We start from the raw sequence: 20,643 nt of genomic DNA, 5'->3' as shown, positions 1-20,643 counted from the left end.
TCTGCATGGAAGACGACGCGGCGCTACGCCGGATCGCGGCCGGTGACCGGGCCGCGTTCCAGGCGTTCTATCGCGCGCACGCGCCCTGGCTGGCGGCCCGCCTGCGCCGCCGCTGCCCCGATCCGGAGCTGGCCGCCGAGCTGCTCCAGGAGACGTTCCTGGCGGTGTGGCGGGTGGCGGCCGGCTATCGGGGCGGCGCCCAGGCGGCCGGCTGGCTCTGGTCGATCGCGCTCAGCCGCCTGATCGACGCCCAGCGGCGGGCCGCGGTCCGGCCGCAGACGGTCGCGGCGCTCGGCGACGAGGAGCACGGCCGCCACCCGTCGGCCGAGGACGAGGCGCTCACCCGGGTCTGGGACACCGCGGTGATCGACGCCCTGCGACGGCTCTCCCCCGAACTGCGTGCGGTGTTGCAGGCGACGGTCCTGGACGGGCTGAGCGTCCGGGAGGCGGCCGTCCTGCTCGGCGTACCCGAGGGAACGGTGAAGACCCGCGCCATGCGGGCCCGGCGACAGTTGCGGGAGGCACTCTCTTGACCGATTTCCACATCGCCGACGCCGAGCTGCTGGCCTGGGCCGAGAACCGGCTGGCCGAACCGGCCGCCTGGTCGGTGGAGGCGCACCTGGACGACTGCGCGGCCTGCCGGTTCCGGACGCCGGCCACGCCGGCCGTCCCACCGGCGCCGATGGACCTGCCGCCGCAGGGCCGGGTCCGCCGGGCCACCCGGGCACGCCGGATCCGGCTGCTCATCGGGGCCGGGCCGCAGGCGCGGGTCGCCTGGTTCTCGGCGGTGGCCGTGACGGTCCTGCTCACCCTCACGGTGGGCGACCGGGTTCCGCACTGGCTGCTGCTCCTGATCGGCCCGGTCCTGCCGGTGCTGGGCACGGCCGTGTCGTACGGGCGGCACACCGATCCGCTGGACGAGCTGGTCGCGTCCACGGCGTACGGCGGGCTGCGCATCGTCCTGTGGCGCACGCTGTCGGTGCTCGCCGCTTCCCTGCCGGTCGCCGCGGCCGGCGGTCTGGTCTCCGGCCTGGGTGAGCCGGCCGTCTGGCTGCTGCCGTGCTGTGCCCTGACCGCGCTGACCCTGGCTCTGGCCGCGCGGACCGGCCCGGCGGTGGCCGCGGCGGTCGTCGGCGGCGGCTGGACCCTGCTGGTGACCGGCACCCTGTGGAGCCCGGAGGGCGGCGCCCAGCTGGTCACCGGGGGAACCGCCCCGGCCTGGCTGGCGGTCACCGCCGCCGCGGCCCTGATCATCGTCTACCGAAGGGAGGCGCACCGGTGACGGTCGCCGTCGAGGAGCTGACGGTCCGGTACGGCCGCCGGGTCGTGTTGAACGGGCTGGATCTGGCGCTGGACACCGGTGTGCACGGGCTGCTGGGACCGAACGGCGCCGGTAAGACCACGCTGATGCGGGTGCTGGCCACGGTGGCCCGCCCGGACGCCGGCGGGGTGCGGCTGCTGGGCAGCGCGATCGCCGACGAGAAGGCGCTGCGGGAGGTCCGCCGGCAGCTCGGCTACCTGCCGCAGACGTTCGGCTTCTATCCGCGGTTCACGGTGCGCGAGTTCGTCGAGTACTTCGCCTGGCTCAAGGAGATGCCGGCCGCCCGGATCCCGGTGGCGGTGGACCGGGCGCTGGAGCGGGTCGGGCTGCTGGACCGGGCCGACGACCGGATGAAGACGCTCTCCGGCGGCATGCAGCGCCGGGCCGGGATCGCCCAGGCGATCGTCAACGACCCGCGGCTGCTGCTGCTCGACGAGCCGACCGCGGGGCTGGACCCGGAGCAGCGGGTGGATTTCCGGGCCCTGCTGCGGGAGCTGGGGGTGGACGCGTGCGTGCTGGTCAGCACGCATCTGGTGGAGGACGTCGCGGTGGCGTGCGAACGGGTCAGCCTGGTCGACGGGGGCAGGCTGGTCTTCACCGGCACGCCGGAGCAGCTGGCCGCGGCCGGCGGCGACGGCGATGCCGGTGACTCCGCCATCGAGCGCGGCTACACGGCCGTCCTGCGGGCGGCCCGCGGATGATCCGGCGAATTCTGCGGATCGAGCTGCGCCACGGCTCCGCGCCGCTGGCGGCACTGGCCACGGCCGTCGCCTTGACCTGGGTGCTGGTGGCGAACCCGGCACAGTGGCTCGGCCAGTGGGGCGGCCTGGCCGTCTACCTGCGGGTGTGCCTCGTGGTGTTGTGCCCGCTGTTCCTGGCCGCCGGCGCGTGGCAGGCCGGCCGGGACCGCCGGGCCCGGACGGTGGAGCTGCTCGGGACCGTCCCGCGCCCGGCGTGGCATCCGATGCTCACCGGCTGGGCGGCGGTGACGCTGGGCGGTCTGGCCGGCCTCTCGTTGCCGCTGCTGGTGGCCGCGGCCATGACCGCGCGGCTCGCCACCTACGCCGGTCCGGGCTGGTGGGGGCCGCTGCCGGTGGTTCCGGCCGGGCTGGCGGCCGCGTCGGCTCTCGGCGTCCTGATCGGCCGGCGGTTCCCGGGGCGGGTGACCGCGCCGGTCGCCGGGCTGGCGACCTATGTCGGGCTCGCGGTGCCCGCCTACTTCCCGGACAGCCGGTGGGCGGTCCTGTCCCCGGCGACCGACGAGTTCCGGTCGTACGTGTTCTGGCCGGCGTCCTTCCATGTCTGGCAGGCGGCCTGGCTCGGGTTGCTCGCCGTGACGTTCCTGCTGCTGGCGACCCGCCGCTGGTGGGTGGCCGTCGTCCCGGCGGCGCTCGCCGGGACGCTGCTCGTGGCCCTTCCGCCGGGTGAGCCGGCCGAGGATCCCGGCGCCCTCGCGCTGGTGTGCACCGAGCGGGCCCCGCGGGTGTGCGTCACCCGGATCAACGAGTTCCTGCTGCCCGAGGTCGACGCGGTGCTGCGGCCCGGCCTGGAGCGGCTGGCCGGCATTCCGGGGGCACCGGTCGAGGCCGTCGAGGAGAACGCCCGCCGAACGGGCGAGTACCGCCCCGGCACCGCCTGGTTCTCCCTCCTCGATCAGGCCACCCTCACCGGCGGGGTGGCTCGCCGGGATTGGCTGGAGACGACGTTCCGGAGCAGCCTGGGCGACAACGGATGCCCGCCGCCGCCGGACTCGACCGGGGACCCGGCCGAGGACGCTCCATGGCGGACCGAACTGGCGGCCTTCCTCTGGATGGAGGGCGACCCGCCGCCCGAGCTGACCGCCCTGCCCGAGCAGCGGCAACGGGAGTGGATCGGGCGGGTGTTCGCCGCGAGCCGCGCCTGTGACCGTGCCGCGCTGGGCCGGCTGGCGTTGTCATGACCGCCCGCGCGTTACGGCTGCACCTGCGGGCCCGTGGTGGCCCCCGGTTCGGCGCCGGGCTGGTCCTGGTCACCGTGTTCGCCTGGGTGGCCGCGCAGTGGCTGGCCACCCGGCCGTTCTTCGACGGCCCGGCCGCCCGGGTGCCGATCGTGGCGCTCGCGCCGCTGCTGGCCGCACTGCTGCTGGCCCGCACCCTGGCCGGCGCCGACGAGTCGCTGGAGCGTGTCGCGCCGGTCCGCTGGCGGCTGGTCCGGGCCGTCCATGTGGGTGCCGCGACCGTGCTGGTGGCGCTGCTGCTGGCGGCGACGGGCCTGCACGACCCGGCGGTCTACGGCTCGTACGCCCTGGTCCGCAACGCCCTCGGCTGCACCGGCCTGGTCGCCGGGGCGGCGGTGCTGATCGGCGCCCGCCTGGCGTGGTTGCCCGCGTTCGCCTATGTCGTCACCGTCTACGGCGCGTCCCCGGCCCGCGACGGCGGCTGGGAGAACCTGTGGGGGTGGCCGTTGCAGCCGTCGACGGCCGGGTGGTCGTGGGCGCCGGCGCTGGCCGCCTGCGCGGCCGGCGCCGTCCTCTACGTCCGCTGGGGAGCGCGGAACTAGCCCATCAGCTTTTCGCGCAGCGCCGCGTCCTTCTCGGCGACCATCTCCTCCAGGCCCTTCTGGAACTCCGCCATCCGCTGCCGCAGCACCGGATCGGACGCCCCGAGGATCCGGACCGCGAGCAGGCCGGCGTTGCGCGCCCCACCGATCGACACGGTCGCCACCGGCACACCGGCCGGCATCTGCACGATCGACAGCAGGGAGTCCATCCCGTCCAGATGCTTGAGCGGCACCGGGACGCCGATCACCGGCAGCGGGGTGAGCGAGGCCACCATGCCCGGCAGGTGGGCGGCCCCGCCGGCCCCGGCGATGATCGCCTGGATGCCGCGGCCGGCCGCGGACTCGGCGTAGTCCACCATCTTGCGCACGGTCCGGTGCGCGGAGACCACGCCGACCTCGAACGGCACGTCGAACTCGGCGAGCGCGACGGCGGCCGCCTCCATGGTGGGCCAGTCCGAGTCGCTGCCCATGATGATGCCGACACGCGGGGCCATCTACACGCCTTCCTGGAGCCACTTGGCGGCGCGCGCGGCCCGCGCCCGCACCTCGGTCAGATCGTCGCCGAGCACGGTCACGTGGCCGATCTTCCGGCCGGGCCGGACCTGCTTGCCGTAGAGGTGCACCCGCGCGCCCGGATCGGTCGCGAACAGGTGGTGCAGCCGCTCGTCGATGGAGATGCCGCCGGGCTCGCCACCCAGCACGTTCGCCATCACGACGACCGGGGCGGCCAGCGCCGTGGAGCCCATCGGATAGTCCAGCACGGCCCGCAGGTGCTGCTCGAACTGCGAGGTCCGGGCGCCCTCGATGGTCCAGTGGCCGGAGTTGTGCGGGCGCATGGCCAGCTCGTTGACCACGATGCCGGCGTCGGTCTCGAACAGCTCGACGGCCAGCAGGCCGACCACACCCAGCTCGTTGGCCAGGTCGATGGCGAGCTGCTGGGCCTCCAGCGCGCGCTCGTCGGACAGGCCGGGCGCGGGCGCGATCACCTCGACGCAGATTCCGTCCCTCTGCACGGTCTCGACCACCGGGTACGCCGCCACCTGCCCGAACGGCGACCGCGCCACGAGGGCGGCGAGCTCCCGCTGGAGAGCCACCTTCTCCTCGACGATCAGCGGGATGCCGGTGGACACCAGGTCGGCGGCCGCCTCCGGGGAGCCGACCATCCAGACGCCGCGTCCGTCGTACCCCCCTCGGGTCGCCTTGGCCACCACCGGCCAGGACCCGCCCGCGAAGGTCTCCACGTCGGAGGCCGTGTCGATCCGCGCCCAGCGCGGCACCGGCGCGCCCAGCTCGGCGAGACGCTCCCGCATGAGCCCCTTGTCCTGGGCGAAGACCAGTGCCTTCGAGCCCGGGAAGATCTTCACACCCTCGGACTCGAGCGCCTCGATGTGCTCGGTCGGCACATGCTCGTGGTCGAAGGTGACGGCGTCGCACCCCTTGGCGAACTCGCGCAGCGCGGCGAGATCGGTGTGCGTGCCGATCGGCACGTCGGCCGCGACGAGCGCGGCGCTGTCATCGGGCTTCTCACTGAGCACACGCAGTGACTGGCCGAGGGAAATGGCGGCCTGGTGGGTCATCCGGGCCAGCTGCCCGCCTCCCACCATGCCGACTACAGGCAGTCCGGTTCGGGTATCCATCGCTCAGCCAGCCTAGCGACGCCGCAGATCAACCCCAAAATCAACCCCATTCTCTGGTACGGCTACCGCGCCCCCGACCGCACCACCACCGTCGACGCCCTCCGGGCGCGACCGGCCGACCTCTCCTCGCCGGAGTCACTTGGCGAGCCGGGTGAGCAGATCGCCGGGGGTCGTGACCGGGCGCTCACAGACGAATCCCCGGCACACATAGGCGGTGGCGCGGCCGTCGAGCAGCGGACGGTCGGCCAGCAGCGGCACTCCGGGCCGGTCCGGCTCGCCCGCGACGACGACCGAACCGCCGGGGGCGTGCCGGAAAGCGGCCTCGACCAGCGCATCCGACGGGTCGGTGGTGGCCACGGCGATCTCGTACGGCCCGGCGAGCGCCGCCTCGGCGACGGTGGCCGCGTAGCCGGCGAACCGCGGGTGCCCCTCGATCAGCGGCCCCAGGGTGGCCAGCGCCGTGTCGGCCGCCTCCCGATAGGACGTCTCACCGGTGAGGGCCGCGTAGGCGACCAGGGCCGCGCAGACCGACGACGCGCCGGACGGGGTGGCGTTGTCGGTCGGGTCGGCGGGCCGGGTGAGCAGCTTCTCGGCGTCGTCGGCGGTGTCGTAGAAGCCGCCCTGCCCGGTGCCGAAGTGGTCCAGCACCACGTCCAGCAGCTGTTTCGCCAGGGCGGGCCAGCGCGGGTCGGCGGTGATCTGGTGGACGGCCAGGAACGCCTCGGCCACACAGCCGTAGTCCTCCAGCACCCCGGCCGGTTCGCCGGCCACGCCGTCCCGGGAGACCCGGCGCAGACGGCCGTCGACCAGGTGCCGGACGGCCAGCACCCCGGCCAGGCTGACCGCCGCCGCACGGGAGGCCTCCGAGCCGGTGAGCACGCCGTGCTCGGCCAGGGCGGTGACGGCCAGACCGTTCCAGGAGGCGACCACCTTGTCGTCGCGGGCCGGCTGCGGGCGGGCCGCCCGGGCGGCGAGCAGGCGCTGCCGGACGTCCTGCCAGCGGGCGATCAGCGCGGGGTCGGCCTCGTCGATGTCGCGGGCCAGGACCAGCACGCTCTTGCCGTGCTCGAACGTTCCGGTAGGCGTGACCCGGAACAGGTCGACGGCCCAGCGGCCGTCCTCCTCACCGAGCGCCTCGACCAGTTCGGCGGGCGTCCACGCGTAGGTGGAGCCTTCGACCCCGGACGCGTCGGCGTCCAGGGCCGACGCCAGGCCACCCGGCGACGTGCCGAGGTCACGCAACAGGAAGGCGGCGGTCTCGTCGGCGACCCGGCGGGCGATCACGTCCCCGGTGAGCCGCCACAGCTGGGTGTAGACCCGGAGCAGCAGCGCGTTGTCGTACAGCATCTTCTCGAAGTGCGGCACCGTCCACGTGGCGTCCACCGAGTACCGCGCGAAGCCACCGGCCAACTGGTCGTAGAGGCCGCCGCGGGCCATCTGCTCACACGTGTGACGGACCGTCTCGAGCGCCTCCGACGACCCGGTGCGCTCGTGGTGGCGGAGCAGGAAGAGCAGGTTCATGTGCGGCGGGAACTTGGGGGCGCCGCCGAATCCCCCGTACGTCTGATCGTGGTCCTTGAGGAGGGCGACCACCGCGGCGCCGAGCAGATCCGCGGAGATCGGCGCGGTCGGGCCACCGACCAGCTGGGCCCCGCCGACGGCCTGGACCACCGCGGCGCCCTGGGCGAGCACGTCGTCGCGCTGCTCCCGCCAGGCGGTGGTGACCGAGTCGAGCAGGTGGGCGAAGCTCTGCTTCGGGAAGTAGGTGCCGCAGAAGAACGGCTCGCCGCCGGGCGTGGCGAAGACCGTCATCGGCCAGCCGCCCTGGCCGGTCATCGCCTGCGTGGCGGTCATGTAGACGGCGTCGATGTCGGGCCGCTCCTCACGGTCCACCTTGATCGCCACGAACCCGTCGTTGAGCTTCGCGGCGATCGACGCGTCCTCGAAGGACTCGTGCGCCATCACGTGACACCAGTGACAGGCCGCGTAACCGACCGAGATCAGCACCGGCACGTCCCGTCTGCGCGCCTCGGCGAACGCCTCCGCGGACCAGGGCCACCAGTCGACCGGGTTGTCCCGGTGCTGGAGCAGGTAGGGGGACGTGGCGTCGGCGAGACGGTTGGCCATGCCCCCAGCCTCTCACGCGGTCGAGGCGTCGTCCGCGCGCAACGGGGTCACATTGCCACCGGAGGCCGACCGGGCCAGCTGCGACAACGCCTGAACGATCTTGTCGGCGGGCATCGGCTTGCAGAAGTGGTAGCCCTGCGCGGACGGGCAGCCGAGCGCGATCAGGGCGGCTCGCTGCTCGATCGTCTCGATGCCCTCGGCGACCACCCGCACGCCCAGCCGGGCGCCGAGTTCGACCGCGCCGCGCACCACGGCGCCGGCCGCCGCCGAGTCGATCATCTCGTCCACGAACGACCGGTCGATCTTGATCTCGTCGACCGGCATCCGGGTGACCGACGCCAGCGAGGAGAAGCCGGTGCCGAAGTCGTCGAGCGACACCTGGACGCCGGAGGACCGCAGCCGGGCCAGCACCTCGTCGACGATCTCCTGCTCGCTGACCGCCACCGACTCGGTGATCTCCAGGACCAGCCGCGACGCGGGGGTCCGGTGCCGGCGCAGCGCCTCGGTCACCTGGGCCGGGAAGGTCGGGTCGGTGAGGCTGCGGGCCGAGACGTTCACCGAGACCGGTACGTCGATGCCGTTCGCGGTCCAGTCCGCCGCCGCGGCGAGGGCCAGGTCGAGCACCCGCCGGGTGAACGGGATGAGCAGCTCGCTGCGCTCCACGGCGGGCAGGAACTCGGCCGGCGACAGGTAGCCGCGCCGCGGGTGCCGCCAGCGGACCAGCGCCTCGACCCCGGTCGGCTCGGAGGTGACCAGGTCCACGGCGGGTTGCAGGTGCAGCATGATCTGGTCGTCGGCGGCGAACGCGTCCTGGAGGTCGGCGAGCAGCGCCAGCCGGTCGGTGCTGCTCGCGTCCTGCCCGCTGTCGTACGTCCCGACGGTGACGCCCAGCTCCCTGGCCCGCGTGGTGGCCAGCGACGCGCGGCGCAGCAGCTCGCCCACCTCGCACTGGCCGGCCCGCTCCACCGCCACGCCGACGGTCACCTCGATCGACAGCCGGACGCCGGCCACCTCCATCGGCACCCGCAGCTGTTCGACCAGCTCCCGGGCCCGGCGCAGGGCGGTCGGCAGCGGGCTGGGCTCGCCGTGTGCCGGGGCGGCCGAGTCGGCGAGCGTCGCGACCGGCGCCAGCAGGGCGAACTCGTCGTCACCGGTCCGCCCGATCAGTTCCCCGTCCCGGATCAGGCCGCTGAGCCGGTCCGCGATCAGGCGCAGCACCTCGTCGCCGCCGCCGTGGCCGAGCGTGCTGTTCACCTCGCCGAACCCGACCACGTCGAGCAGCAGCAGCGCGACCGGGCGCTCCCGGTCGAGCGCGCGCACCAGCGGGTCGCCCTCGGCGCTGAGCGAGGCGCGGTTGATCAGGCCGGTGAGCGGGTCGTGCACCCGCTCGTGGGCGGCGCGTGCCTCCACCTCGACGATCCGCTGGTGGGCGGCCGCGTCGTGCAGGGCCCCGGCCAGCGCCTCCCCGTACGCCGCGATCGCCGCCTCGTCGCGCGGCACCGGCAGCCCGGGCTCGGCGAGCCAGACGGTGAGCTCGCCGACCGGGCGGCCGGACACCGCCATGGTGCGGGTGATCGCCGGGCCGGAGCGGCCGCCGGTCGAGTCCAGCAGTCCGGGGAGGTCCTGGGCGTACCGCCGGCAGCCGTGCCCGGTGCGGACCTCCAGCTCGGCCCGGCGGGCACCGAAGACGTCGAGCGCGCCGAGCAGCCCGGCCCGCGCCACCTCGGCCTCGCTGGCACCGGGCAGCCGGGCGGTGGCGGCCGCGAAGGCCTCCCACATCCGGCGCTCCTCGGCGGCGCGCAGGTGGAACCGGTAGGTCCGGTGCAGCAGCCACAGCACCGGCCCGAAGGCGAGCAGCCAGAACGGCTCCCGGATCAGGGCGTAGACCGCGCACAGGCCGACGATCAGGTTCCCCACGGTCATCGGCAGCTTGGCGTAGAGGACCCGGGTGGCGATCTGCCCGGGGTGCGCGTCCCGGTGCAGCATCAGGGTGAGCACCACCAGGCCGAACGTGATGAGCAGGTAGGTGCCGGCGCCGGCCATCAGGGCCAGCGGCAGCCGGGCGCTGTGCACCGGCACGTCCCCGGCGAGCATCGAGGTGACCAGGGCGGCCCCGGCCACGCCGAGGGTCATCGAGGCGATCAGGTGCACGATCTCGGTGACGTTGCGCAGGCCGGTGCACCAGGCGAGCAGCAGCCACGCGGCGCCGGTGCCGGCCAGGGTGGCGGCGGGCAGCCAGCCGGCCGGGGCCAGCACGAAGCCGACCACCACGGCGGCCTCCGCCCAGCTGACCGACACCGCGTCCGGGCCGAGCCGGAACCGCAGTCCGGCGAGCTGGGCGATGGCGGCGAGCACGGCGGCCACGCAGACGCCGTAGACCGGGGCGAGCGGGCGCCCGTCGGCCGGTCGCACGGGCTGGAACGCGCCGAGGACGACGGCCGCGGCGGCGGCGATCACGACGACGGCGGTGAGGATCCGCACCGGGCGGGGGCGGCCGGTCAGCCCGGCGGACCCGAATCGGGAACGCGGTGGGGAGGTCATGGCGACGCCCGCCGTCGCACGGCCGGATGCACGTGCAGCGCGGTTACCGAGAGTCGGCGCCGAACCGTGGTCATGTCGGCGCCCCCTTCCGCGCAGGGTCCGAGGGCCGTACGGCCCCCGGGCGGAAGGCTAAATCAATCGCGATGAACGCAACAGGGCTTGACGGCGGCCGAAGGGGCACACTCGGCGCGGGCGGGCCGAAACCACGCGGGCCGGCCGGCCGGCGGCTCGATCAGGAACGCTCGCGCCCGTCGCCGGACACGGATCCACTTTGCTCCTCGGACACGCCCGCCACCTCGGCTTCTGCTGCTCCGGCGGCCGTTTCCGATCGACCGGGCTCGACCTGGGCGGCCGCCGGAGCGCCGGAACTCCCGGCGCCGGCGGCGTCCCGGGCGATCTGCGCCACACGATCCCGCTCACCGGCCGGCGGGAAACTGTCGGGAAGCCGACGAATGCGCTTGTTCATGTTGCGGATCAGCAGCACGGTCGCTACGCACATCAGGACGATGAGGAACAGCCCCATCGGGCCGGCCAGACCGCCCGATCGGGTGTCACCGAAGTTGTTGACCGCGAAAACGACGTCCACCCCGCCAGCCTACTGCTCAGTGGGCGCCGACCTTCTCCCGGATGCCCGCGAACAGGTCGGACTCCGGAATCGGGCTGTCGACGACCGAGCGGGCGAGCTCGAAGTCCTCGGTGGGCCACACCTTCTGCTGCATCTCGAGCGGGATGTGGAACCAGAACCCGTCCGGGTCGACCTGGGTGGCATGGGCGCGCAGCGCGTCGTCGCGAACGCCGAAATACTCTCCGCACTCGACCCGGGTGGTGATCTTGTCGCCCCGGTCCTGCCGGTCCGACCACTTCTCCAGCCACTCCGTGTACGGCGACTCGAGCCCGGCCGCCAGCATGCCCTCGTGCAGCGCGAGCATCCGCGCGCGGGTCCAGCCGGAGTTGTAGTACAGCTTCGAGGGCTGCCAGGGCTCGCCGAGCTCCGGGTACTTCTCCGGGTCGCCGGCCGCGTCGAAGGCCACCACCGAGATCTTGTGGCACATGATGTGGTCCGGGTGCGGGTAGCCGCCGTTCTCGTCATAGGTCGTCATGACGTGCGGCCGGAACTCGCGGATCAGCTTGATCAGCGGTTTCGCCGCCTCCTCCGGGTCCTGGAGGCCGAAGCAGCCCTCCGGCAGCGGCGGCAGCGGGTCGCCCTCGGGCAGACCGGAGTCGACGAAGCCGAGCCAGGCCTGGTCGACGCCGAGGATCTCGCGAGCCTTGTCCATCTCGGCGCGGCGGATGTTGGCAATGTCGGCGAGCACCTCGGGCCGGTCCATCTTGGGGTTGAGGACGCTGCCCCGCTCCCCACCGGTACAGGTCGCGACCAGCACCTGGACACCCTCGGCGACATACTTCGCCATGGTGGCGGCACCCTTGCTCGACTCGTCGTCGGGGTGCGCGTGCACGGTCATCAGACGCAATTGCTCGGCCACGGTGTTGAAATCCTCTCGACCAGACCTGCCGCGCGGGGCAGACCGGGATCGGCTGCGAAGATGGACTCTGCCATTCTGGCCGATCCCACTGACAACGAACGCACGAGAGGTCGACAGGTGAGCGAGACGCACACCACAGCGCCGGTCTTCCCGCCCGGCCGGTACGGCCGTCGCCGCGAGGGCGGCCGGCGCCGTTGGCCGTTCGCGGTCGCCGTGGCGGTGTTCGCGCTGCTCCTGGGCGGGCTCACGGTCGCCTACTACGACAAGTACGGGCAGACCGACTACAGCCCGGAGATCGTCGGCTGGAGCGTCCCGTCGGACACGCAGATGGTGATCGAGTTCCGGGTGCGGGTGCCCGAGGGCGCTCAGGCGTTGTGCATGTTGCGGGCCCGCGACTACGACGGCTTCGAGGTGGGCCGCCGGCCGGTGACCTTCCCGGCGCCGCCCGACGGTGGCTCGGTCACGCTCCGGGAGCCGGTGACCACCACCGCCCGGGCGGCGGTCGGTGACGTGATGGGCTGCCGCGCGGCCGGCTAGATACGCGAAACTTTCGACTTCCGGCCGGAGTGAGTACCGCTGGTAAGCTTGGTGATTCGCTGCGTTCAGGATGCGAGCAGTGACCCCCTAGCAGTGACATTGCCCAGTTCCAGCAAGGAGATCGACCGTGTCCAGTTCCGAGACGCCGAAGACCTGGCTCTCCCAGGACGCTCACGACCGGCTGCAGGCCGAGCTCGACGAGTTGATCGCCAACCGGCCGGCGATAGCTGCGGAGATCAACGCCCGGCGCGAGGAAGGCGACCTGCGGGAGAACGGCGGCTACCACGCCGCCCGTGAGGAGCAGAGCCGCCAGGAGGGCCGGATCCTGTACTTGAAGGAGTTCCTGCGCAACTCGGAGATCGGCGAGGTCCAGAAGAGCGACACGGTCACCCCGGGCTCGGTCGTGACGATCTACTTCGACGACGACCAGGCCGACACCGAGACGTTCCTGCTCGGTTCGCGGGAGATCTCCTCCACCACCACGCACACGGTCTACAGCCCCGAGTCGGCGCTGGGTAAGGCGATCCTCGGTGCCCGGCCCGGTCAGACGGTGACCTACACGGCCCCCAGCGGCGCCGACATCAAGGTCACCGTGGTCGAGTTCGGCCCGTTCGAGGGCTGATCCCTTCGCGACGGCCCGCGGCGGATGCGCCGCGGGCCGTTTCGCGTTCTCAGGGTGTGGTGTCGGCCAGCAGCGCCACCCGGTAACCGGCGTCGCGCAGCGCCTGGATCAGCGCCGACGAGTGCGCCGGCCCCCGCGTCTCCACCGACAGCGCCACCTCGACCTCGCCGAAGCTGAGGCGCGGACTCTGCCGCGAATGGTTCACGTCGACCACGTTGGCCCGCTGCTCGGCGATCTCGCGCAGCAGCCGGGCCAGCTGCCCGGGCCGGTCGGTGCAGCGGACCGCGAGCCGCAGGAACCGGCCCGCCGAGGCCAGCCCGTGCTCGATCACCCGCATCAGCAGCATCGGGTCGATGTTGCCGCCGGACAGGATCGCCACGACCGGGCCGTCGAGGGGGACGTACGCCCCGGTCAGCAGCGCCGCGACGGCCGCCGCCCCGGCCGGCTCGACCACCGTCTTGTGCCGTTCCAGAAGCACCAGCAGGGCTGCCGACAGGTCCTCGTCCTGCACCGTGACGATCTCGTCGACCAGCTTCGCGACATGCGCGAAGGGCAGATCGCCGGGCCGCCGGACGGCGATGCCGTCGGCGATGGTGGCGCACGCGTCCAGCTTCCGGGGTGCTCCGGCTTCGAGCGAGACGGGGTACGCCGCCGCGCCGGCCGCCTGCACCCCGATGATCCGGATGTCCGGCCGCAACGCCTTGGCCGCGACCGCCACACCGGAGATCAGCCCGCCGCCGCCGACCGCGGTCACGATCGTGGTCACCTCCGGCCGCTGCTCCAGGATCTCCAGCGCCACGGTGCCCTGACCGGCGATGACGTCCGCGTGGTCGAACGGGTGGATCAGCACCGCCCCGGTGGTGGCCGCGTAGTCGTAGGCCGCCTCCAGCGCGTCGTCGACACTGGTCCCGGCGTACTCGACGGCGGCGCCGTACCCCTTGGTGGCGCTGACCTTGGGCAGCGGCGCGCCCTCCGGCATGAAGACGGTGGCCTGCGTGCCGAGCAGGCCCGCCGCGAGCGCCACCCCCTGGGCGTGGTTGCCGGCGCTGGCGGCGACCACGCCGCGCGAGCGCTCCGCGCCGGACAGCCGGGCGATCCGGGTGTAGGCGCCCCGCACCTTGTACGACCCGGCGCGCTGCTGGTTCTCACACTTCAGCCAGACCGGCACCCCGGTGATCTCGCCGAGCGGCCGGGACGGGATCAGCGGCGTCTTCTTGACCACCGGGGCGAGCAGATCTCGGGCGGCCTCTACGTCGGCGAGAGTGAGCAGGTCCATGGGCGCCAATCGTGCCACCAGCTCACACGAGGGCGTGACGCTGCCAGGGGTTGAGCACCTCGAACTGGCCGGCCACCGCGAGCATCAGCAACTCCGAGTCGGGCGGGCCGACCAGCTGCACGGCCAGCGGCAGCCCGTCCGGCCGGAACCCGACCGGCACCACGATCGCGGGCAGTCCGGCGTAGTTCCACGGGGCGGCGTACGGCGCGTACGACGCGTTGGCCCACATGTTCTTGCGCCAGGCCGAGGCCGAGTACTGCACGGCCGGCGGCGGCGCGGTCGCCAGCGCCGGGGTGAGCAGCAGGTCGATCGAACGGTCGGCGAAGAACTGGATGGACCGCTCCCGCCAGGCGTCGCGCTGCCGCTGCCGGACCAGCCCGGCCTTCGTGACCGCCCTGCCGAGCTGGATGTGCCGCCGGGTGCGCGGCTGGAGCCGCTCCAGCGGGAGTCCCTCGGAGTTCTTGTACGCCCCGGCGAACCAGGTGGCGAGCACCCCGAGCGCCACCCCGGCCGGGTAGGTGGGGTCCGCGGTCACCGTGTCGTGCCCCGCGTCGACGAGCAGCTTCGACGCCTTCGTGACGGCCGAGACGTTCGGCTCGTCCGGTTTCACGCCGGCCGCCGGCGAGCGCAGCGAGACACCGATCCGCAGCTTCGCCGGCTCCACCAGCTTGCCCGGCACCTGCCCGGCGAGGACCGCGAAGCCGAGTGCGGCGTCGGCCACCGTGGTGGCCAGCATCCCGTTCTCCACCAGGCCGAACCAGTCCTTGTCACCGAAGTCGACCGGGACCGCGCCGCGGCCCGGCTTCAGCCCGACCAGCCCGCAGCAGGCCGCCGGGATCCGGATCGAGCCGAGACCGTCGTTGCCCTGCGCGAGCGGCACCAGCCCGGCCGCCACCGCCGCCGCCGACCCGCCGGACGAGCCGCCCGGGGTCCGCTCCAGATCCCACGGGTTGCGGGTCGGCCCGTCCTCGTCGTCGGTGACCGCCCAGAGACCCATCTCCGGCATCCGGGTCACCCCGACCACGACGGCGCCGGCCCCGCGCAGCCGGCGGACCACCTCGTGGTCCTCCTCGGCGACCTCGGGGGTACGCGCGGCGGCCGAGCCGTGCCAGGTGGGCAGTCCCGCGACCGGAGTGTTCTCCTTGACCGCGACCGGCACCCCGGCGAGCGGCAGGTTCGCCAGGTCCTCCTGGTCGTCGACCTTCTCCGCCTCGGTGATCGCCTCACCGCCGCGGACCACCCGGAACGCGCCGAGCGCCGGATCGGAGATGCCGATCTGCTCCAGATGGTCGGCCACGACCTGGGTGGCGCTCGCATCGCCGCGGCGCACCGCGCGAGCGATCTGTTTAGCGGTTGCTCCCACCCAGGTCGTCGAGTCCATCGCGCAGAATCTCCAGCGTCGGTCAGTTATCCGAGAGCCTGCTCCAGGTCCGCGAGCAGATCGTCAACGGTTTCGATGCCGACAGACAGTCTCACGAGATCGGCGGGAACCTCAAGCGCTGAGCCCGCAGCCGACAGATGTGTCATCTGGCCCGGGTGCTCGATCAGCGATTCCACACCGCCCAGCGACTCGGCGAGCACGAAGAGTTTCGCCCGGTTGCAGACGGCCACCGCCTGCTCCGGGCCGCCGACGGTACGGAACGAGACCATGCCGCCGAACCGGCTCATCTGCTTGGCCGCCACCTCGTGACCGCGATGCGTCTCCAGGCCCGGGTAGAGGACCTCGGCCACGGCCCGGTGCTCGCTCAGGTAGGCGACGATCCGCTCGGCGTTGTCACAGTGCCGGTCCATCCGTACACCGAGGGTCTTGATCCCGCGCAGGGTGAGCCACGCGTCGAACGGGCCGTTCACCGCGCCCATCGCGTTCTGGTGGAAGGCCAGCTCCTCGCCGAGCCCGTCGTCCGCGGTGACCAGGGCCCCGCCGACCACGTCCGAGTGGCCGCCCAGGTACTTGGTGGTCGAGTGGATCACCACGTCGGCGCCGAACGCGAGCGGCTGCTGGAGGTACGGCGACGCGAACGTGTTGTCCACCGCGAGCATCGCGTCGTACTCGTGGGCGAGACCGGCCAGCAGCGCGATGTCGTTCACGTTGAGCAACGGGTTGGTCGGCGTCTCGGACCAGATGAGCCGGGTGTGCCCGGGACGGAAGGCGGCCCGCACCGCGTCGATGTCGTCCAGCGGCACCGCCGTCCAGTCCAGGCCCCACCGCTCGGCGACCTTGCTGAACAGCCGGAACGTGCCGCCGTACGCGTCGTTCGGGATGACCACGTGATCCCCCGGGCGGCACACCGTACGCAGCAGGGTGTCCTCGGCCGCGAGGCCGCTCGCGAAGGCCAGCCCGCGCCGCCCGTTCTCGATCGCCGCGAGGCACTCCTGGAGCGAGTCCCGGGTCGGGTTGCCGGACCGGCTGTACTCGTAACCCAGACGCGGAGCACCGACCGCGTCCTGGGCGTAGGTGCTCGTCTGATAGATGGGTGGCACCACCGCGCCGGTCCGCGGGTCCGGCTCCTGGCCGGCATGGATGGCGAGGGTGTCGAACCCATAGCTGTCAACGGTCATGTTGCGCAAGGCTAGTCTCACTGGATGGCAGACTGTGTGTTCTGCGGCATCGTGGCGGGGTCGGTCCCGGCGTTCCTGGTGGCCTCCGGCCCGGCCGGGCTGGCGTTCCTCGACGTCCGCCCGGTGTTCAAGGGCCACGTCCTGGTGATCCCCCGCCCCCACATCGTCACACTTCCCGACCTGTCACCCTCGGACTTGCCGGAATATTTCGGGTTCGTGCGCCGGATCGCGGCCGCCGTCCCCGCCGCGCTCGGCGCGCAGGGCACCTTCGTGGCGATGAACAACGTCGTCTCCCAGTCGGTGCCGCACCTGCACACGCACGTCGTACCCCGTACCAGAGGCGATGGTTTGAAGGGCTTCTTCTGGCCGCGCCGGAAATACGCCGACGACGACGAGGCCACCGGGATCGCCGCCGCCGTCGGTAAGGAATACACCCGGCTCAGCGTTGCAGAGACCGGACGAAGGGAGTGACCGTGTTCCTGCGGTACAAGAAGCTCGACCTGCCCACCGCCGAGACCGCCCTGCCCGGCCGCGACACCGAGACGCCGGTCGCGGAGAGGCACACCGTGCTCGGCACCCCGATGAAGGGCCCGTGGCCCGACGGGCTGGAGGTCGCGGTCTTCGGAATGGGCTGTTTCTGGGGCGCGGAGCGGATCTTCTGGCAGCTGCCCGGCGTGCACTCCACGTCGGCCGGCTACGCGGGTGGTTTCACCGCCAACCCGACGTACGAGGAGACCTGCTTCGGGACGACCGGCCACACCGAGGTGGTCCAGGTGGTCCACGACCCCGACAAGATCAGCTATGCCGACCTACTGAAGGCCTTCTGGGAGAACCACGACCCGACCCAGGGCATGCGCCAGGGCAACGACGTGGGCACCCAGTACCGGTCCGCGATCTACACGACCACGGACGCCCAGGCGGAGACGGCGGCGGCCGCACGGGACGCCTTCCAGCCGGTGGTCACGGCCGCCGGTCACGGGACGATCACCACCGAGATCAAGCCGCTGACCGCGTACTACTACGCCGAGGACTACCACCAGCAGTACCTCGACAAGAACCCGGGCGGCTACTGCAACCACGGCCCGAACGGCATGACCTGCCCGATCGGCGTCGCCCCGGTCCCCGACGAGCGCTGACCCACCGGAACAGGTGGCCGCCGGCCCTGCTGTCGGCCACCTGTTCGGCACTACCGGCTACTCCGTGGCCGTGCGCTCCTCGAGAAGCTCTGCCCGCTGGAGCAGGCGCAGCCAGGCATCGGTGAGCTCGCCCTTGTGCCGGCCCTTGCGGATGCGGTGCTCCAGCAGGCCGGGGCCGAGCACCAGGGAGACCAGCTCCGGATAGCGCGGCCCGAAGACCCAGTCGGCGAAGAAGGTCACCGCATCCGGCGCGATCGGGTGGTGGACGTCCTCGACGGCCTCCCACTCGATGTTTCTCTGGAACCACGCCCAGTCCTCGACGTAGTACACGTCGCCCTTGACCGGATCGAGGCAGATGCCCTCGCCTCCCTGAACGCCGAGGCGGCCCTTCGTCACGGACTGCCACGACCACATCTCCCAGCCGAGCTCGATCGGCATGGGCAGGAGCATCTCGATGTCGGATCGCGCCCGCCACCCCTCGATCGAGCGCAGCTCGTCGGGGCAGTCGAACCGGAAGAGCGGGCCGGCCACCCACTCGAACAGCCGGTACGCCGCCACCGCGGCCGGCGGCGCGTCCGCGGGCGCCCCCGGCAACGCGAGCGGCGGCCCGATCTCGACCGGCAGACCCGACTCGGCCGCTGCGGCGCGGCACCGCTCGACTCTGCTTCGCAACTCCTCCAGCATTCCGATCATTGTCGTCGACGGCGGCAACGACGAGGGCACGCCTGCCGCCCGGTGAAGGTCAAGACGGGGGCGCGGAATTCACGCGCGCGATCGAAAAAAATCGACATGTCCGGACATCCCACTCACACTCGAAATCGAGTAACACGGGAGGTAGGGCATGACGACGAGGTACCACAACGACGAGGAACGGGCCAGCTGGGATCTCGCCGAGTTCCTCCTGCAACAGGCGCGGGACATGATGCGCGAGGCCGAGGACGCCCTGGAGACCTGGAAGACCGGCAAGGAGATGAACCGCCTGCGCTGCGCGCGCCGCGGCATCAGCACCACCGACGCCGAGATCCGCTGGTCCGCCACGGCCAACGCGAAGAACGCGCTGACAGCGAACGGCTTCTACACCGGCCTGGCCACGATGTACTACAACGCGGCGACGGCGAACTACGCCCGCGCCATCTACCTGCACGCGCGCGACGACGCCCGGCTGCTCTAGCTCTCCGGGGCGTCGTCGGCCGCCGAGTCCTGGGTGGCGGCCGGCGGGCGGGGCGGGTCGGCCTGGGCCGATGACCCGGGCACCGCGAGGGCCAGGCCGAGAACCGCGCCGGCGCCGAGAAGGCGCAGACCGGCGAGTGAGGCGGCGAGTGGGACGGGACGACGTTCGGGCTTCTCCATGCAGCACTCCTTACGAGCCGGGTCACCACGGTGCCAGGCGAACCTGAGACACCGCTGTGCATCAGCCGCCGCGGCAGGCACCATGGACGGGTGGAGATCGCCACCGAGACCGAGCGCAAGTACGACGTCCCCGAGACCTTCGAGCTTCCTGATCTGGTCGGCGCCGGAGATATCGCCGGAGTCGACGGTGCCGAGATCCACGATCTCGACGCCACCTACTTCGACACCGAAGATCTGATCTTGATGAGAAATCGCCGGACTCTCCGCCGGCGCTCCGGCGGCAACGACGCCGGGTGGCATCTCAAGACCCCCGGGGACGGCGCCGGCCGGACCGAGCACCGGCTGCCCGGCGACTCCGACGAGGTGCCCGCCGAGCTGGTCAGCGTGGTCCGGTCGATCGTCCGGCGGCGGCCGCTGACCCCGGTGGCCCGGCTGCGCACACACCGGGTGGAGACGCCGTTGCGGGATTCCGGCGGCCGCACTCTCGCGCTGATCGCGCAGGATCAGGTGCGCGCCGAGTCGGACGGCGCCGAGCAGGCCTGGCAGGAGATCGAGGTCGAGCTGGTCTCCGGCGACGCGGCGGTGCTCGACGCGGTCGAGGAGGCTCTGTTCGCCGCCGGCGCGCGACCGGCCGAGGGGCCCTCCAAGGTGGCGCGGGCGCTGGCCGGCCGGCTCGCCGAGCACCGGTCGGCCGAACCGACCAAGATCAAGGTCAACCCCGTTCTGGCGTACGCCCGTGAGCAGCGCGACGCCATCATCGGCTTCGACCCGGCGGCCCGTCGTGGCGAGCCCCGGGCCGTGCACCAGATGCGGGTGGGCACCCGGCGGCTGCGCAGCACGCTGAAGACGTACCGGAAGTCGATCCCGGACACCGGCATCCGTGACGAGTTGCGCTGGCTGGCCGGGGTGCTGGGCGCGGTCCGTGACCCACAGGTCCTGGAGGAGAAGCTGCTCGCCCTGGTCCAGGAGGCGGGACCGGAGTTCGCCCCGGCCGCCGACCGGGTGCGCGCCCACCTGGAGGACCAGATCGAGACCGGCCGCACCGAGCTGGCCGGGGCTCTGGAGTCGGACCGCTACCTGGATCTGCTGGACCGGATCGACGAGCTGGTCGACGGCGATCCGTTCCACACCCCGGACCCGGTGAACCGTGCCCGGAAGGTGCTGGCCAAAGCGGACGATCGGCTGGACGCGGCGCTGGCGAGCGGGGTGGAGGAGGAGATCCACGAGTCCCGCAAGGGCTTCAAGCAGGCACGGTATTCCGTCGAGCTGCTCGTCCCGGGGCACGGTCAGGACGCGAAACGCCTGGTGAAGCGGCTGACCGCGCTACAGGACGGCCTCGGGTCGTACCAGGATTCGAACGTCGCCCGTGGGGTTCTGCGCGAGCTGGGCGAGGGCAGTTTCCACTTCGGTGTGCTGTACGGGCGCCAGGAGCAGGTCGGCCGGGAGGAGCTGGCCAAGGTGCCCGGCCTGGCGAAGGCGGCGCGCCGGCGCAGAGTCCGGCGACTGTTCTGATCA

The 20,643-nt window shown here is 72.7% G+C and carries 22 protein-coding genes; 11 read left to right on the top strand and 11 right to left on the bottom strand.

Annotated elements, in window-relative coordinates; all coding sequences use genetic code 11:
* Positions 1-5 precede the first annotated feature (5 nt).
* The 5 genes from BJ964_RS14250 to BJ964_RS14230 are packed head-to-tail and all read left to right on the top strand — an operon-like array spanning position 6 to position 3,859.
* The gene (locus BJ964_RS14250; protein WP_188121116.1) at positions 6-533 is read left to right on the top strand and encodes an RNA polymerase sigma factor; all 528 of its coding nucleotides are present in this window, start codon (positions 6-8) and stop codon (positions 531-533) included.
* Complete coding sequence (locus BJ964_RS14245; protein WP_188121115.1) at positions 530-1,282, top strand: zf-HC2 domain-containing protein; 753 nt, start codon at positions 530-532, stop codon at positions 1,280-1,282. Before BJ964_RS14250 ends, BJ964_RS14245 begins: the two co-directional genes overlap by 4 nt.
* On the top strand, positions 1,279-2,022 hold the full coding sequence (locus BJ964_RS14240; protein ID WP_188121114.1) for an ABC transporter ATP-binding protein: 744 nt from the start codon (positions 1,279-1,281) through the stop codon (positions 2,020-2,022). Before BJ964_RS14245 ends, BJ964_RS14240 begins: the two co-directional genes overlap by 4 nt.
* A complete protein-coding gene (locus BJ964_RS14235; protein WP_188121113.1) occupies positions 2,019-3,260 on the top strand; it encodes a hypothetical protein in 1,242 nt (413 codons plus the stop codon). Before BJ964_RS14240 ends, BJ964_RS14235 begins: the two co-directional genes overlap by 4 nt.
* Positions 3,257-3,859 carry a hypothetical protein gene (locus BJ964_RS14230; RefSeq protein WP_188121112.1) on the top strand — a complete coding sequence of 201 codons (603 nt, stop codon included), beginning with the start codon at positions 3,257-3,259 and terminating at the stop codon, positions 3,857-3,859. The genes BJ964_RS14235 and BJ964_RS14230 overlap by 4 nt, the downstream gene beginning before the upstream one ends.
* Here the strand turns inward: BJ964_RS14230 and purE are convergent.
* From purE to mca, 6 genes are all read right to left on the bottom strand, one after another.
* A complete protein-coding gene (purE, locus tag BJ964_RS14225) occupies positions 3,856-4,353 on the bottom strand; it encodes a 5-(carboxyamino)imidazole ribonucleotide mutase (RefSeq protein ID WP_188121111.1) in 498 nt (165 codons plus the stop codon). The genes BJ964_RS14230 and purE overlap by 4 nt on opposite strands.
* Positions 4,354-5,496 (bottom strand): 5-(carboxyamino)imidazole ribonucleotide synthase, encoded by a 1,143-nt coding sequence (locus BJ964_RS14220; RefSeq protein ID WP_188121110.1) that lies wholly within the window; start codon positions 5,494-5,496, stop codon positions 4,354-4,356. It lies immediately after the preceding gene.
* Positions 5,497-5,631: 135 nt separating this feature from the next.
* Positions 5,632-7,623, bottom strand: a complete 1,992-nt coding sequence (locus BJ964_RS14215) for a thioredoxin domain-containing protein (RefSeq protein ID WP_188121109.1) — start codon at positions 7,621-7,623, stop codon at positions 5,632-5,634.
* 12 nt (positions 7,624-7,635) lie between these two features.
* Positions 7,636-10,164, bottom strand: a complete 2,529-nt coding sequence (locus tag BJ964_RS14210) for a putative bifunctional diguanylate cyclase/phosphodiesterase (protein ID WP_188121108.1) — start codon at positions 10,162-10,164, stop codon at positions 7,636-7,638.
* A gap of 232 nt (positions 10,165-10,396) precedes the next feature.
* A complete protein-coding gene (locus tag BJ964_RS14205) occupies positions 10,397-10,687 on the bottom strand; it encodes a hypothetical protein (protein WP_229806649.1) in 291 nt (96 codons plus the stop codon).
* 79 nt (positions 10,688-10,766) lie between these two features.
* Positions 10,767-11,648, bottom strand: coding sequence for a mycothiol conjugate amidase Mca (mca, locus tag BJ964_RS14200; protein WP_188121106.1), 882 nt, complete (start codon positions 11,646-11,648; stop codon positions 10,767-10,769).
* A gap of 117 nt (positions 11,649-11,765) precedes the next feature.
* On the opposite strand from mca, the gene BJ964_RS14195 reads away from it, so the two are divergent.
* Together BJ964_RS14195 and greA are read left to right on the top strand one after the other, a co-directional pair.
* On the top strand, positions 11,766-12,185 hold the full coding sequence (locus BJ964_RS14195; RefSeq protein ID WP_229806641.1) for a DUF4307 domain-containing protein: 420 nt from the start codon (positions 11,766-11,768) through the stop codon (positions 12,183-12,185).
* A 127-nt stretch (positions 12,186-12,312) separates the two neighbouring features.
* On the top strand, positions 12,313-12,807 hold the full coding sequence (gene greA / locus BJ964_RS14190) for a transcription elongation factor GreA (RefSeq protein WP_188121104.1): 495 nt from the start codon (positions 12,313-12,315) through the stop codon (positions 12,805-12,807).
* A 49-nt stretch (positions 12,808-12,856) separates the two neighbouring features.
* Here greA and ilvA read toward each other — a convergent pair whose 3' ends face one another.
* The 3 genes from ilvA to BJ964_RS14175 are packed head-to-tail and all read right to left on the bottom strand — an operon-like array spanning position 12,857 to position 16,642.
* Positions 12,857-14,083, bottom strand: coding sequence for a threonine ammonia-lyase (ilvA, locus tag BJ964_RS14185; protein ID WP_188121103.1), 1,227 nt, complete (start codon positions 14,081-14,083; stop codon positions 12,857-12,859).
* A gap of 22 nt (positions 14,084-14,105) precedes the next feature.
* Positions 14,106-15,464 (bottom strand): amidase, encoded by a 1,359-nt coding sequence (locus BJ964_RS14180; RefSeq protein WP_188121102.1) that lies wholly within the window; start codon positions 15,462-15,464, stop codon positions 14,106-14,108.
* A gap of 26 nt (positions 15,465-15,490) precedes the next feature.
* Positions 15,491-16,642 (bottom strand): cystathionine gamma-synthase, encoded by a 1,152-nt coding sequence (locus tag BJ964_RS14175; RefSeq protein WP_188121101.1) that lies wholly within the window; start codon positions 16,640-16,642, stop codon positions 15,491-15,493.
* 24 nt (positions 16,643-16,666) lie between these two features.
* On the opposite strand from BJ964_RS14175, the gene BJ964_RS14170 reads away from it, so the two are divergent.
* Positions 16,667-17,113, top strand: a complete 447-nt coding sequence (locus BJ964_RS14170; RefSeq protein WP_188121100.1) for an HIT family protein — start codon at positions 16,667-16,669, stop codon at positions 17,111-17,113.
* Positions 17,114-17,115: 2 nt separating this feature from the next.
* Entirely contained in the window at positions 17,116-17,778 is a 663-nt protein-coding gene (gene msrA, locus BJ964_RS14165) for a peptide-methionine (S)-S-oxide reductase MsrA (protein ID WP_188121099.1), read from the top strand.
* Positions 17,779-17,835: 57 nt separating this feature from the next.
* On the opposite strand, the gene BJ964_RS14160 is transcribed toward msrA, so the two are convergent.
* Entirely contained in the window at positions 17,836-18,450 is a 615-nt protein-coding gene (locus BJ964_RS14160; RefSeq protein ID WP_188121098.1) for a hypothetical protein, read from the bottom strand.
* Between the two features lie 169 nt (positions 18,451-18,619).
* On the opposite strand from BJ964_RS14160, the gene BJ964_RS14155 reads away from it, so the two are divergent.
* Positions 18,620-18,949 (top strand): hypothetical protein, encoded by a 330-nt coding sequence (locus BJ964_RS14155; RefSeq protein ID WP_188121097.1) that lies wholly within the window; start codon positions 18,620-18,622, stop codon positions 18,947-18,949.
* Here the strand turns inward: BJ964_RS14155 and BJ964_RS14150 are convergent.
* Positions 18,946-19,128: a hypothetical protein gene (locus BJ964_RS14150; RefSeq protein WP_188121096.1), complete on the bottom strand. Its 183-nt coding sequence runs from the start codon at positions 19,126-19,128 to the stop codon at positions 18,946-18,948. The genes BJ964_RS14155 and BJ964_RS14150 overlap by 4 nt on opposite strands.
* A 90-nt stretch (positions 19,129-19,218) precedes the next feature.
* Between BJ964_RS14150 and BJ964_RS14145 the strand changes: the two genes are divergently transcribed.
* Positions 19,219-20,640, top strand: coding sequence for a CYTH and CHAD domain-containing protein (locus BJ964_RS14145; RefSeq protein WP_188121095.1), 1,422 nt, complete (start codon positions 19,219-19,221; stop codon positions 20,638-20,640).
* Positions 20,641-20,643: the final 3 nt, after the last annotated feature.

The sequence above is a fragment of the Actinoplanes lobatus genome, from assembly GCF_014205215.1.
GTDB lineage: Bacteria > Actinomycetota > Actinomycetes > Mycobacteriales > Micromonosporaceae > Actinoplanes > Actinoplanes lobatus.
Note: the sequence above shows the minus strand (reverse complement) of the source record. Positions and strands in the feature narration are given on the sequence as shown.